The organism is Labrys neptuniae, from assembly GCF_040797145.1.
GTDB lineage: Bacteria > Pseudomonadota > Alphaproteobacteria > Rhizobiales > Labraceae > Labrys > Labrys neptuniae.
In genome coordinates this window covers 1,258,084-1,270,540 of sequence record NZ_JBFNQD010000001.1, presented here as the reverse complement: position 1 = coordinate 1,270,540, position 12,457 = coordinate 1,258,084, and the positions used below count along the sequence as shown (strand labels likewise).

General features: G+C 63.1%; 13 protein-coding genes. 11 read left to right on the top strand and 2 right to left on the bottom strand.

Annotated elements, in window-relative coordinates; translation table 11 throughout:
- Positions 1-50 precede the first annotated feature (50 nt).
- On the bottom strand, positions 51-347 hold the full coding sequence (locus ABXS05_RS06070) for a hypothetical protein (protein ID WP_367623255.1): 297 nt from the start codon (positions 345-347) through the stop codon (positions 51-53).
- Between the two features lie 619 nt (positions 348-966).
- Between ABXS05_RS06070 and ABXS05_RS06065 the strand changes: the two genes are divergently transcribed.
- From ABXS05_RS06065 to ABXS05_RS06045, 5 genes are all read left to right on the top strand, one after another.
- The gene (locus tag ABXS05_RS06065; protein ID WP_311941794.1) at positions 967-1,419 is read left to right on the top strand and encodes an NUDIX hydrolase; all 453 of its coding nucleotides are present in this window, start codon (positions 967-969) and stop codon (positions 1,417-1,419) included.
- A gap of 153 nt (positions 1,420-1,572) precedes the next feature.
- Positions 1,573-2,604, top strand: a complete 1,032-nt coding sequence (locus ABXS05_RS06060) for a transporter (protein WP_311941791.1) — start codon at positions 1,573-1,575, stop codon at positions 2,602-2,604.
- Positions 2,605-2,679: 75 nt separating this feature from the next.
- Positions 2,680-3,444, top strand: a complete 765-nt coding sequence (locus tag ABXS05_RS06055) for a site-2 protease family protein (protein WP_311941788.1) — start codon at positions 2,680-2,682, stop codon at positions 3,442-3,444.
- 113 nt (positions 3,445-3,557) lie between these two features.
- Positions 3,558-5,213, top strand: a complete 1,656-nt coding sequence (ettA, locus tag ABXS05_RS06050; protein WP_311941785.1) for an energy-dependent translational throttle protein EttA — start codon at positions 3,558-3,560, stop codon at positions 5,211-5,213.
- A 250-nt stretch (positions 5,214-5,463) separates the two neighbouring features.
- The gene (locus ABXS05_RS06045) at positions 5,464-5,778 is read left to right on the top strand and encodes a hypothetical protein (RefSeq protein ID WP_311941782.1); all 315 of its coding nucleotides are present in this window, start codon (positions 5,464-5,466) and stop codon (positions 5,776-5,778) included.
- Between the two features lie 21 nt (positions 5,779-5,799).
- Here ABXS05_RS06045 and ABXS05_RS06040 read toward each other — a convergent pair whose 3' ends face one another.
- A complete protein-coding gene (locus ABXS05_RS06040; protein WP_367623254.1) occupies positions 5,800-7,137 on the bottom strand; it encodes an Hsp70 family protein in 1,338 nt (445 codons plus the stop codon).
- 378 nt (positions 7,138-7,515) lie between these two features.
- Between ABXS05_RS06040 and ABXS05_RS06035 the strand changes: the two genes are divergently transcribed.
- From ABXS05_RS06035 to ABXS05_RS06010, 6 genes are all read left to right on the top strand, one after another.
- Positions 7,516-8,241 carry an SDR family oxidoreductase gene (locus ABXS05_RS06035; protein ID WP_367623253.1) on the top strand — a complete coding sequence of 242 codons (726 nt, stop codon included), beginning with the start codon at positions 7,516-7,518 and terminating at the stop codon, positions 8,239-8,241.
- A gap of 169 nt (positions 8,242-8,410) precedes the next feature.
- The gene (gene tam, locus ABXS05_RS06030; RefSeq protein WP_367623252.1) at positions 8,411-9,181 is read left to right on the top strand and encodes a trans-aconitate 2-methyltransferase; all 771 of its coding nucleotides are present in this window, start codon (positions 8,411-8,413) and stop codon (positions 9,179-9,181) included.
- A gap of 106 nt (positions 9,182-9,287) precedes the next feature.
- Entirely contained in the window at positions 9,288-9,926 is a 639-nt protein-coding gene (locus tag ABXS05_RS06025; protein ID WP_367623251.1) for an SGNH/GDSL hydrolase family protein, read from the top strand.
- A 250-nt stretch (positions 9,927-10,176) separates the two neighbouring features.
- Positions 10,177-11,259, top strand: coding sequence for a 3-deoxy-7-phosphoheptulonate synthase (locus ABXS05_RS06020; RefSeq protein WP_367623250.1), 1,083 nt, complete (start codon positions 10,177-10,179; stop codon positions 11,257-11,259).
- A 96-nt stretch (positions 11,260-11,355) separates the two neighbouring features.
- Positions 11,356-11,730: a hypothetical protein gene (locus ABXS05_RS06015; RefSeq protein ID WP_367623249.1), complete on the top strand. Its 375-nt coding sequence runs from the start codon at positions 11,356-11,358 to the stop codon at positions 11,728-11,730.
- An 83-nt stretch (positions 11,731-11,813) separates the two neighbouring features.
- Positions 11,814-12,425, top strand: a complete 612-nt coding sequence (locus tag ABXS05_RS06010) for an MOSC domain-containing protein (RefSeq protein WP_367623248.1) — start codon at positions 11,814-11,816, stop codon at positions 12,423-12,425.
- The last annotated feature ends 32 nt before the right edge of the window (positions 12,426-12,457 follow it).

Genomic DNA, 12,457 nt, shown 5'->3' with positions numbered 1-12,457 from the left:
CTCCGAGGCGGGCCTCGGAGCCACATCGAGCCGGTCTAGCCGGAGGAGGCTTACTTCTTGACGGCCGCGATCAGCTCGTCATAGGCCTTGCAGAGCTCGTCGGTCGGCTTGCCGCCGGCGGACTGGGCAGCCTGGGCCTTGGTGAGCAGCTCCTGCGCCTTCTGAGCCCAAGTCTGTGCGTTCGCCTGAGCCTTGGCCGGATCCTTCATGGCGTTGGTCATGGCTTCCGTCAGGTCCTTGCCCTTCTGGGTAATAGCCTCGACCGTGCAGCTCGAGCTGCCACCGCCACAGGAGGCGAGGGCGAGAGCGAGAGAGCCGAAAGCGGCGGCAAGCAACATTTTTCTCATGGGGCTTCCTTTCCTCACCGTGGAAGGTCGGTTTTGGATCGCCCAAAACTTCGTGGTGCTGCGGCACAGGTGAGAATGCGCCGGCGGCGAACCCCTAGCCGGCCATCATCATGCACGACGTGCGTTTGTGCACATCTCGCCCGAATCGAAAGCCGCCCAGTCCACTCGCCATAAGCGAAGCGATGAGGAGTTTCAACACAATGCTGCCGCATTCGACCCTGTACTGTTCGGTAATATGATGGTTATTCACAATGAAACAGCAAAATTGCACCGACATGACGCACATGTCTCCAGGGAGAGCAGATCGGCTATTCGTTCGCCTCCCGTAGTTTCTATTGCAATGCAACAAGACGGCATCGTTGCAGGAGAAAGGGATTGCATACGACAAAAAAATAACAACATAAGGGTCTATGTGGTGTCTTGTCAGACCAGAACGACCAGCTGTCAGAGGACGCCTGGAAACTTGCCCGCAAGTTCGTTGCCTATTGAGGAAACGCGCTTGTTCGAAAGTGGTAGAACAAAGTTGGTGTGCAAAGGCACGCGAATGCTAAGGAATATTTGATATATTTGCGGTATGAGTAGAGCTGCCGAGTGCAGTGTTGGAGTTTCCTCACGTTACATGGCCAGAGTCGACAAATATCCTCTCAAGTCACCCGTTGCAGCCACGGAGCTTCGCCAGGTCGGTGCGTTGCCCTTGCGGATCCAGCGCGGGAAGATCGAGGTTTGCCTGGTGACCACACGGGAAACGCGGCGCTGGACCATCCCCAAGGGATGGCCGATGAAGGGCCATAAGGACTGCCGCGCTGCCGCCATCGAGGCTGAAGAGGAAGCAGGGCTGCTTGGCAAGATCGGCAAGGAACCGGTTGGCGAATATCTCTACTGGAAGCGCCGCGATCTGCATTTCGATCTCGTCCGCGTCTTCGTCTATCGTCTCGACGTCACCGGCCATCTGCCGGTCTGGCGCGAGATGAACGAGCGTGAAGTGCGCTGGTTCGCCCCGGGGGACGCCGCTCTTCTGGTCGAGGAGCCTGGCCTGTCCGCCCTGCTGGAGCAGGTCGCCAGCCCTGCATGACAGTCGCTACGCGACTGTCATCTCTCTGTCACATGGTTGATCTAGCCCCGTCATTCCAGGCGGCTATCCCAGGGGCGGGGCGTTGCCTGAACTTGAAGCTATGCGGCGTTCGGGCCTCGGGTGGGGAGGCGTGGACCGCTTGGCGGAGGCGCCATGGACAGTATTCAGCAGCAACAACTGCCGGGCGTCAATTTCGTGCCGGCGGCCATCGCCGGCCTGATTTGGGCCTACCGCTTTCGCGAGGGCTACGAGCCCGAAGCGATCGATCCGCGCGACGTGCCGGCAGCGCTGGCGGCGGAGGATGGCTGGCTCTGGCTGCATTTCAGCCTGACCGATCGGCTCGCCCGGGATTGGCTGTCTTCCTTCGAAGATCTTCCCGAACAGGTGCGGGCCCTGTTCCTGGCCAAGGACGAACCGCTTGGCCTGCACACGATCGACCACGTCATCTTCGGCGTCATCGCCGATTTTCACAGCGAGCTCGGCGGGGAGAGCGACCATCTTGGCCGCCTGCGCTTTGCGCTGAACGAGAGGCTGGTGATTTCGGGGCGTCGGCATCCGCTGCGTTCGGTCGAGGAGATCCATCGTGCCGTGCAGAAGGGGCTCAACCTGCCCGCCGCGGGCCGTCTGATCGAGACGATCATCGATCGCTTCTGTGATTCGGTCGCTCGTCGCGTCGCCGGCATGACCGACGAGCTCGATACCGCCGAAGACCGCGTCGTCGAGGACATGGCCGCCACCGAGCGGGTCCGGCTGATCGAAGTCCGCCGCATGACGGTCCGGGTCCACCGCCAGCTCTCTTCGCTCGGCCATGTGCTGCGCGATTGGGAGGAACGTTCGGACGAGGCCGACAAGCCGGCCCTGCCGATTGCGGCCGAACGCCTGGCCGACCGGCTGGAATCGCTCGATCACGACATCCTCACCCTGCAGGAACGGGCCAAGCTCTTGCAGGATGAGGTCGGGGCGCGGCTGGCCGAAGAGACCAACCGCTCGCTGCGCGCCCTCTCGATCCTGACGGCCCTGCTGCTGCCTGGTAGCCTCGTTGCCGGCATTTTCGGCATGAACACCAAGGATCTGCCCTTCCTCGAGACGGAAGGAGGGTTCTGGTTCGCCATCCTGATCGGCGCGGCGGCGACGGCGTTGTTCTACTGGATCCTCCGGCGCGTCGGGGCGGGGCTGCGCATCTGAGCGCCATGCCTGCCCTTGCGAAACGAGGCGCAACTTCCCACAATAGGGCAACCTTTTTTCGAGAACGAGTTCCCCTTGTCCAGAGTTGCGGCGATGCCCTGGCGCCTGAGCGCCAATTTCCTCCCGATCCTCGCCGTCTTCCTGGTGACGGCCGTCAGCCTGGCGACGGGCTGGTTCGATTCAGGCATTGCCGTGTTCGCTTTCGTGGTCTCGGGCTGGCTGATCTCGCTATGCCTGCACGAAGGGGCGCATGCGCTCGCCGCCTATTGGGGCGGGGATCGGTCCGTGGTGGAGAAGGGCTATCTGAGCCTCAATCCGCTTGCCTATGCCGACCCGTTGACCAGCTTCGGCTTCCCTTTGCTCTTCCTCATCCTGGGCGGCATCGGCCTGCCGGGCGGGGCCGTCTATATCAACCGGGCCGTGCTCAAGAACCGGCACTGGGATGCCTTCGTGGCCCTGGCCGGGCCGATGGCCAATCTCGTCTGCCTGATCGCTTTGGGGCTGCCCTTCCTCATCGGCCTGCCGGAGACGATGGGCTCGCCCCAGCTTTGGGCCGGCGTGGCCTTCCTCGCCGCGCTGCAGGCCTCGGCCGTGGTGCTCAACCTCCTGCCGGTTCCCGGCTTCGACGGCTTTGCGATCATCCGGCCCTATCTGCCCTATGAGATGCAGGCCCAGGCCAACGCCATCGCACCCCTGGCGATGATGGGCTTCCTGTTCCTGTTGTTCACCACCCAGGTCAGCGGGGCGATCTGGAACGCGGTCTACAGGCTTGCCGCCTTGTTCGACATCTATCCGAACTATGTGGCGCTGGGCTATTATCTGTTCCGTTTCTGGCGGTAGCCCCATTCGCGGGCAGGGCTGCGCGCTAATTACGGCTGCGCCCTTGCCCCGCTGCCCCCGCTCGGCTACACACCGCCCCAATCCCCTTTCCACGAAAGCTCGAGCAGGCAGCAATGGCCGCGTATCAATTCGTCTACCACATGCAGGGTCTGAACAAGACCTATCCGGGCGGCAAGAAGGTCCTCGACAATATCCATCTGTCCTTCTACCCGGACGCCAAGATCGGCGTGCTCGGCGTGAACGGCTCGGGTAAGTCGACGCTGCTGCGCATCATGGCCGGCATCGACAAGGACTTCACCGGCGATGGCTGGGTGGCCGAAGGCGCCCGCGTCGGCTATCTGCCGCAGGAGCCGCAGCTCGATCCCAACAAGAGCGTGCGCGAGAACGTCATGGACGGCGTCGCCGCCAAGAAGGCGATCCTCGACCGCTACAACGAACTGGCCATGAACTATTCGGACGAGACGGCGGACGAGATGACCCGCCTGCAGGACGAGATCGACGCCAAGAATCTCTGGGACCTCGACAGCCAGATCGACCAGGCCATGGACGCGCTGCGCTGCCCGCCCGACGATGCCGACGTTTCAACGCTTTCGGGCGGTGAGCGCCGCCGCGTGGCGTTGTGCCGCCTGCTGCTCGAACAGCCGGAACTCCTGCTGCTGGACGAACCGACTAACCATCTCGACGCCGAGACGGTGGCTTGGCTCGAAGGCCATCTGCGCACCTATCCGGGTGCGATCCTGATCGTCACCCATGACCGCTATTTCCTCGACAACGTCACGGGCTGGATCCTCGAGCTCGATCGCGGCCGCGGCATTCCCTATGAGGGCAACTACTCCACCTGGCTGGTGCAGAAGCAGAAGCGCCTCGCCCAGGAAAAGAGCGAGGAAGCGAGCCGCCAGAAGCAGCTGGCCGCCGAACAGGAGTGGATCGCCGCGAGCCCGAAGGCGCGCCAGGCCAAGTCCAAGGCCCGCATCAACGCCTATGAGGACCTGCTCGCCAAGGCCAACGAGAAGGGCCCGACCACGGCCCAGATCATGATCCAGACCGGTCCGCGCCTCGGCGGCAAGGTCATCGAGGTCGAGGGCGTCTCCAAGGCCTTCGGCGATCGCCTGCTGATCGACGATCTCTCGTTCTCGCTGCCCCCCGGCGGCATCGTCGGCGTGATCGGCCCGAACGGCGCCGGCAAGACCACTTTGTTCCGCATGCTGCTCGGCCTGGAAAAGCCCGATGCCGGCACCATCACCTTCGGCGATACGGTGCAGCCGGGCTATGTCGACCAGTCGCGCGATGCGCTCGACCCCAACAAGACGGTGTGGGAAGAGATCTCCGGCGGCAACGAGATCCTCTATCTCGGCAAGCGCGAAGTGAATTCGCGTGGCTACACCTCGGCCTTCAACTTCAAGGGCGGCGACCAGCAGAAGAAGGTCGGCGTGCTCTCGGGCGGTGAGCGCAACCGCGTGCAACTCGCCAAGATGCTGAAGGAAGGTTCCAACGTCCTCTTTCTCGACGAACCGACCAACGACCTCGACGTGGAAACGCTGCGGGCCCTGGAAGAGGCGCTGGAGAACTATGCCGGCTGCGCCGTGATCATCTCGCATGATCGCTTCTTCCTCGACCGCCTCGCTACCCACATCCTCGCCTTCGAGGGCGACAGCCATGTCGAGTGGTTCGAGGGCAATTTCGAGGCCTATGAGGAAGACAAGAAGCGGCGCCTCGGCATCGATTCCACCATTCCCAAGCGCATCCAGTACAAGAAGTTCTCTAGGTGAGAGGTCGAAAATCGGCAGGCCGTTCTTCAGATCGGCCTGCTGCAAAGCGCACCCGATGACGTGCCGCTCTCTTTTTACCAACAGCTGCGGGCCCAATCTTCGATATCCCTTCAGGGCCGGTAAATGCCGTTGCCCTAGATTTCGGCCTGAACTTACGAAAAGCCTCACGGTATTTGCTATTCAGCAATCACCGAGGTTGCGGACATTCTCGCCCCTTCATAAGCTCCGAGAATATGACTTGGAGGGTTGAATGGAACGACTTGAGCGTGAGGCACCACTCCCCGTCGAAATGCAAGGCCATTGGGTCGACATGGACGACCCATCGACTGAGTTGGTCGTGGACGGTAGCGAAGTTACCTGCTTCGGGCAAAAAATCCCGTACGATTACAAGCTTATAGCCAAAGACGATGGCGCCGTTACGATAAGCCTTAAAATTGACGATGCTGCAAATGAGGACACATTCCAACGCTCCAACGTCACCGAACTGGTCATAACGCCGGAAGGCAACTTTCACGCCTACAATGTAAAGTTCGCGAGCCAGTTTGTAAGAGCAACTGCTGGATAGCCAGAGTCTTGGATATTTTTCTCAAGCCGCCTTCCTGACCTCCCAGCGCTCCTTCTGCTTGTCCTGCCCGATCAAGGCTAGGCCGTAGGCGATCGACTCGAACTGGTCGGTGGAGACCAGGCGCTCTTCGCCGAACCGCTCGGCGAAGAGCTTGCGGATGGCCGGCACGAAGGAGGTGCCGCCGGTGAGGAAGACGCGCTCGATCTCCTCGGCCCGGGTGTTGGCCCGGCTGAGGCCCTCGTCGAGGCTCGCCTCGATGCGGGCGACGTCTCCGGCGATCCAGCGCTCGAAATCGCGGCGCTTCAGCGCGGCCGAGATCTCGATGTCGCCGCCGGCGAAACGGAACTCGGTCTCGTCCTGGCTGGAGAGGGCGATCTTGGCTTTGGACACGGCGCTGTAGAGCGCAAATCCCATGTCGAACTCGACGATCTCGATGAATTTCTCGAGCTTTTCCGGTTCCACCGCGACCTTGGCCAGGTCTTGCAAGCCCTTGAGATCGCCATTGGTCTTCATCATGGCGAGCTGGTGCCAGCGCGCCAAATTGGCATAATAGTGATTGGGGATCGACAGTTCCTTGTCGAAGGAGCGGAAGCGCCCGCCCTTGCCCAGGCGCGGCGAGACGATGCGGTCGACGATCGAATAGTCGAAGGCGTCGCCGGCAATGCCGATACCGGAATGGGCGAGGGGTTCGGCCTTCAACTGGCCGGCGACCTGCTCGAAACGCATGATCGAAAAGTCGCTGGTGCCGCCGCCGAAATCGGCGACCAGCACGGTTGCGTCGCGCTTGAGCTGGCGGGCATAGAAGAAGGCCGCGCCCACCGGCTCATAGACGTAGGTGGGGCTGCTGGCGCCGAGGCGCTCGAAGGCGGTCCGATAGCGCTGCATGGCCAGATCGTCATCGGGCTGCCGGCCGGCAAAGGTCACGGGACGGCCGATGACGAGGTTGGCCGCCGACAGATCGAGCCGGCCGTCCGCATGCTTGACCAGCGTGTTGAGGAAGGTCGCCAGCAGGTCCTCGAAACGGAAGCGCTCGCGGAAGATGCGGGTCTCCTGGAAGGTGGCGCTGGCGGCAAAGCTCTTGAAGGACTGGATGAAGCGGAGGGCGGTCGTCGCTTCGACGAATTGCTCGATGGCCCAGGGCCCACCCTCGACGCGAATCGTGGACTTGCCCGGGCGGCGCTCGTCCCAGAAGCACAGGGCCGTGACGAAATGGTTCAGGCCCTGGCCGCCATGCTCGAAGTTCAGCGCCTCGGTGTGGCCGTCGGCATGGGCAAAGGCGACCACCGTATTGCTGGTGCCGAAGTCGATGCCGATAGAGACAGGGGCGCTCTGTCCCGTTGCTGGGGATTGGGGCGGCATGAGGCCTCCTAGGGCGTTTTGCGATCCGTCGGGGCCGACAAGAATCGCAAGGACGCGTCGAAGCTGAGGGCAGAGCAGGTAAAGCGTCCAGGATTGAACGCGCTTTGCTCCGGCGATGGGGAAGAGGGCCGCGGGAAATAGCCCATGAGGCGCGCCAAAGCTAGAGCAAAGTGCGTTCAAGTGTGAACGTCCCTTTGCTCTAGCTCCTTGTTCCCAAGCCAATCCGAAAGATTGGCTCAAGCGTCTTTGCGATTCGAAGTGACTCCGTTGAGTCGCAAAACGCTATCGTGCCGATCCAAAATTTCCTGACTTTGATTTGTCAGACTTGTCAGCAGCCTCCCGCCCGCTACCATGCCGCCAAACATGCGGGAGGACGCGATGGAATTTGCCGGCGAGCGTATCGTGGTAACGGGAGCAACCAAGGGCATCGGGCGGGCCACCGCCAAGCTGCTGGCGGCGCGGGGCGCTGAGATCATTGCCATCGGGCGCAACCAGGCCGAGCTCGAAAGCCTGTCCGCCGAGACCGGGGCGGAGATCCATGCCGTCGACCTCGCCGATCCCGAGGCCGTCCGCTCCGTGGCCCGTTCGATCCAGCCCGTCGACCGGCTGGTCAACAATGCCGGCACCACCACGCTCGAGCCTTTCCTCGAAACCAGCGTCGAGGCCTTCCAGGAATTGATGTCGGTGAACGTGGTCGCGGCCATGATCTTCGGCCAGGAATGTGCGCGCAGCATGATTGCCCGCGGCAAGAAGGGGGCGATCGTCAACGTATCCAGCATTTCCTCTTCGATCGGCTTTGCCGATCACGCGGCCTATTGCGCCAGCAAGGGCGCGCTCGACTCGCTGACGACGGTGATGGCGAACGAACTCGGGCGCCAGGGTATTCGCGTCAATGCGATCTGCCCGACGGTGATCCTCACGCCCATGGCGGTGAAGGCCTGGAGCGATCCCGCCAAGGCCGCGCCCATGCTGCAGCGCATCCCGCTGGGACGCTTCTTCGAGCCGGAGGAAGTGGCCGAGACCATCGCCTTTCTGCTCAGCGACAAGGCCTCGATGGTGAACGGCGTCGCCATGCCGGTGGATGGTGGCTTCCTGATCACCTGATGCGGCCGGCCTCGTTCCGTCTGCCGGTGCTGTGGCATCGTGCCGAACAAGCGTGCCTGTTCTCAGCATTCGCGGTGCGACAATGAGACCTGCAGCATCGGGTCCAATTCCGCTGGCGGATACGGCGCGTTAGACGCTTCGTCGGGGCGAATATTCAAGGATATTTTTCATGGCCGATTGGAATCCCTCGCTTTATCTGCGTTTCGAGGACGAGCGCACGCGACCGGCGCGCGACCTGCTCGATCGCGTCCCCCTGGCGGCGGCTGCTCTTGCCGTCGATTTGGGATGCGGCCCCGGCAACTCCACCGAGCTCCTGGCCAAGCGCTGGCCCGCTGCCGAGGTGATCGGGATCGACACCTCCGAAACCATGCTGTCGGAGGCCCGCAAGCGCCTGCCTTCGGCGCGCTTCGAGCAGGGGGACGTGACCAGCTGGCAGGCCGAAAAGCCGCCGGAACTGATCTTCGCCAACGCGGTGATGCAGTGGGTTCCCGGACATGCGGCGCTGTTGCCGCGGCTGCTTGCCCAGACCGCGCCGGGCGGCGTGCTGGCCGTGCAGATGCCCGACAATCTGGCAGAGCCGTCCCATCGCCTGATGCGCGAGACGGCCGCGGACGGCCCCTGGGCGGCCAGACTCGGCGATGCCTCGCGCATCCGCGAGCGCATCCTGCCGGCCGAGGACTACTACAACCTGTTCGCCGGACAAGCGTCCTCGATCGATATCTGGCGAACCATCTATTATCACGTGCTTGATAATGCGCCGGCCATCGTGTCCTGGCTGAGGGCGACCGGCCTGCGCGCCTTTCTCGATCCGCTCGATCCCGGCCAGCAGCCGGCCTTTCTGGAGGCCTATACGGCGCGCATCGCCAAGGCCTATCCGCCGCGGACCGACGGCAAGGTAGTACTGGCCTTTCCGCGGCTCTTCATCGTGGTGCAGCGCTAGATCCCGGGATAGCAGGCGTCTCGCCTGCAATTCCCTTCATACCAAGCGCGGTAATTCCAAGAGCAGGCGAGACGCCTGCGATCCCAGAAGAAAGTTTGTCGTTCCCATGAAGAATGTTCTTTGTTTCGGCGATTCCAACACGTTCGGTACGCCGCCTCTGGCCAGCCTGGACGAGGCCCGCCGCTATGACGGCAAGACGCGGTGGCCGGGGGTGATGCGCAAGATCCTCGGCCATGCCTGGCATGTGATCGAGGAGGGGCTGCCGGGGCGCACCACCATTCGCGACGATCTCATCGAGGGCGTCCACAAGAACGGCCGGCGCTATCTCGCTGCCTGTCTCGAAAGCCACCGTCCGCTCGACGTCATCGTGCTGATGCTGGGTACCAATGACCTCAAGGCCCGCTTCGGTGCACCGCCGGAGGACATTGCCGCCGGGGTCGACATCCTGGCCGGCATCATCGCCGCGGCGCCCAATCTCGATCGGCCACCGGCCAAGCTCCTGATCGCCTGTCCGCCGCCCATTCGCGTAGTCGGCTGCCTCGGATCGCTCTTCGCCGGCGGCGTGGAAAAATCGCAGGCTCTGCCGCCCCTCTACGAAGCGGTCGCGCGCAGGCACGGTGCCGAATTTCTCGATGTTGGCACGCTGATCGAGGTGAGCCCGATCGACGGCATCCATTATGAAGCCGACGCGCATCTCGCCCTCGGGCAGGTGTTTGCCGAACGGGTGCAGGCGCTGGGAAGCTGATTGCTTGCCGGCAAATTCATACGTGACAAAACCTTTCGCCGTCGCTATATGCCTGCCATGACCTTTGCATCCGCCCCCACCTTTTACTGGTATTTTGGCTTTCGCAGGCCTCAGGCGGAGGTAGGGGTGCGCTCGATCTGAACATAGCAACAGATCAAACCCAGACAACCGCCAGCCCGACTGGCGGTTTTTTTATGCCGCCGGCCGGGACCTACCAGACCCCCAACGAACCGAGACTGGAACCCAGGCCATGTTGAGCACCACCGACGATCTTCGTATCCGTGAAATCAAGGCGTTGACCACGCCGGCTGACGTGATGAGCGAGCATCCCCGCACGCTGGAAGCCACCCGCACCGTCACGCAGTCGCGGCAGGCCGTGCACGATATCCTGCGCGGCAGCGACGATCGTCTCGCCGTGGTGGTCGGCCCTTGTTCGATCCACGACCCGGTGGCCGCCCTCGACTATGCCGATCGCCTGATGAAGCTGCGCCAGCGCCTGGGTTCCTCGCTGGAAATCATCATGCGGGTCTATTTCGAGAAGCCGCGTACCACGGTGGGGTGGAAAGGCCTGATCAACGACCCCGATCTCGACGGTTCGTTCCAGATCGACAAGGGGTTGCGCATCGCCCGCAAGGTGCTGCTCGACATCAACAATCTCGGTCTGCCGGCGGCCTGCGAATTCCTCGACATGACCACGCCGCAATATATCGCCGACCTCGTCGCCTGGGGCGCCATCGGCGCGCGGACCACCGAAAGCCAGATCCATCGCGAACTGGCCTCGGGCCTCAGCTGCCCCGTCGGGTTCAAGAACGGCACGGACGGCAATGTGCGCATCGCGGTCGACGCGGTGAAATCGGCCTCGCAACCCCATCACTTCATGGCGGTGACCAAGGATGGCCGTTCGGCCATCGCCTCGACGTCAGGCAATGAGGATTGCCATATTATCCTGCGCGGCGGCAAGAGCACCAATTACGATGCGGCGAGCGTCGAGGCGGCCTGCAGCGAAGTCGCCAAGTCCGGCCTGTCGCCGGTGGTGATGATCGATGCCAGCCATGCCAACAGTTCGAAGAAGCCGGAGAACCAGCCGCTGGTGCTGGCTGATATCGGCACGCAGCTTGCGGCAGGCGACAATCGCATCATCGGCGTGATGATCGAGAGCAACCTCGTTGCCGGCCGCCAGGACCAGGTGCCCGGCAAGCCGCTGACCTATGGCCAGAGCATCACCGATGGCTGCATCGACTGGGACACCACCGTCGTCGCCCTCGAACGCCTGGCGCTGGCGGTCGAGCAGCGCCGCATCGCCAACCGCGATGCGGTGAAGGTCGGGGCGTGATCGGGGGGGCGGGTCTTCGGACCCGCCTTCCACTGTCGCCGATTTGACGCGGCCCGCCCTGAGCCGGCATGGTCGCGCTGGAACGGAGGCGAGGACGTGAGCGATACACAGATCATCAAGAAGGTCGTTTTTGCCGTCTGGTGGCGGATCGGCATTCCCGTGGCCCTGTTCGTCTTCGCCGTAGGCTGGGCGCTGAACTTCCTGTTCTATGTCGCGCCGATGCTGCAGGTCACCGGCTCGATTTCCCATTACGGCGCCATGCTGATTGCCGGGCTGCTGGGTGGCGATGTCTCGGCCTTTCTGGGTGACGGCGGCCTCATTGGCAATGTGGTGATCGGATTCTTCCGCGCCATTCTCGATAATCTGCCGATGCTGGTCGTCCTGGTGCTGCTGACACGCTGGCAGATCCGGCGGCATATGCCCCGCATCCTGCGCGATTGTGGGCTGGTGAGCGCAGGCGAGGAGGGTTGAGGCCAGCCATCGAGCGGCATCTTTGCGTCGCTGCCGATTCGATGGCAGACCGAGATTCCCATGCTGCCAGACGAGGTGAGACCATGCCGGATCCTTTGATCAACACCACCTCCGACATCGCCGTCAGGCCCGTGCTCAAGCGTGCGGGGCGGGTGGTCATGGTCGCTGTAGCCGGCGGAGATGCGATCGGGGCGGAAAGGCTTGCCGAGCTCGTGCTCACGCATGAGGGCATACCGGGCGATCGGCATGCCGGCTTCCTCAGGCCTGCCGATGTGCGTGTGCCGTGGTTCGAGCGTAATGCGCCGATTCACAACGAGCGCCAGGTTTCCATCGTCTCGATGGAGGACCTCGCGGTGATCGCCGGCAATCTTGGCGTCGAACGCGTGGAGCCGGAATGGCTCGGCGCCAATCTCGCCGTGGGCGGCGTGCCGGATTTCTCCTTCCTGCCGCGCGGTTCCAGGCTGTTCTTTCCCTCGGGCGCCGTGCTTGCGGTGATGGGCCAGAACGATCCCTGCCGCATCGCCGGCGCCGAGGTCGAACGGCACCTCATCGGGCAGGAGGGGCTGGCCCTGCGCTTTGCCGCCGCAGCCAAGCGCTTGCGCGGTGTGGTCGCCACTGTCGACCGTCCCGGTTCGATCCGGAGCGGAGAGACGTTCAAGCTGCGGGTTCCCGAGCAATGGATCTGGCAGGGCTGAGCCGGCCTCCCCGGAGGGGATGCCGTTTCGCC

Coding starts and splice junctions, on each gene's coding strand:
- ABXS05_RS06070 (WP_367623255.1), bottom strand. CDS start 347: ATGAGAAAAATGTTGCTTGCCGCCGCTTTCGGCTCTCTCGCTCTCGCC.
- ABXS05_RS06065 (WP_311941794.1), top strand. CDS start 967: ATGGCCAGAGTCGACAAATATCCTCTCAAGTCACCCGTTGCAGCCACG.
- ABXS05_RS06060 (WP_311941791.1), top strand. CDS start 1,573: ATGGACAGTATTCAGCAGCAACAACTGCCGGGCGTCAATTTCGTGCCG.
- ettA (WP_311941785.1), top strand. CDS start 3,558: ATGGCCGCGTATCAATTCGTCTACCACATGCAGGGTCTGAACAAGACC.
- ABXS05_RS06045 (WP_311941782.1), top strand. CDS start 5,464: ATGGAACGACTTGAGCGTGAGGCACCACTCCCCGTCGAAATGCAAGGC.
- ABXS05_RS06040 (WP_367623254.1), bottom strand. CDS start 7,137: ATGCCGCCCCAATCCCCAGCAACGGGACAGAGCGCCCCTGTCTCTATC.
- ABXS05_RS06035 (WP_367623253.1), top strand. CDS start 7,516: ATGGAATTTGCCGGCGAGCGTATCGTGGTAACGGGAGCAACCAAGGGC.
- tam (WP_367623252.1), top strand. CDS start 8,411: ATGGCCGATTGGAATCCCTCGCTTTATCTGCGTTTCGAGGACGAGCGC.
- ABXS05_RS06025 (WP_367623251.1), top strand. CDS start 9,288: ATGAAGAATGTTCTTTGTTTCGGCGATTCCAACACGTTCGGTACGCCG.
- ABXS05_RS06020 (WP_367623250.1), top strand. CDS start 10,177: ATGTTGAGCACCACCGACGATCTTCGTATCCGTGAAATCAAGGCGTTG.
- ABXS05_RS06010 (WP_367623248.1), top strand. CDS start 11,814: ATGCCGGATCCTTTGATCAACACCACCTCCGACATCGCCGTCAGGCCC.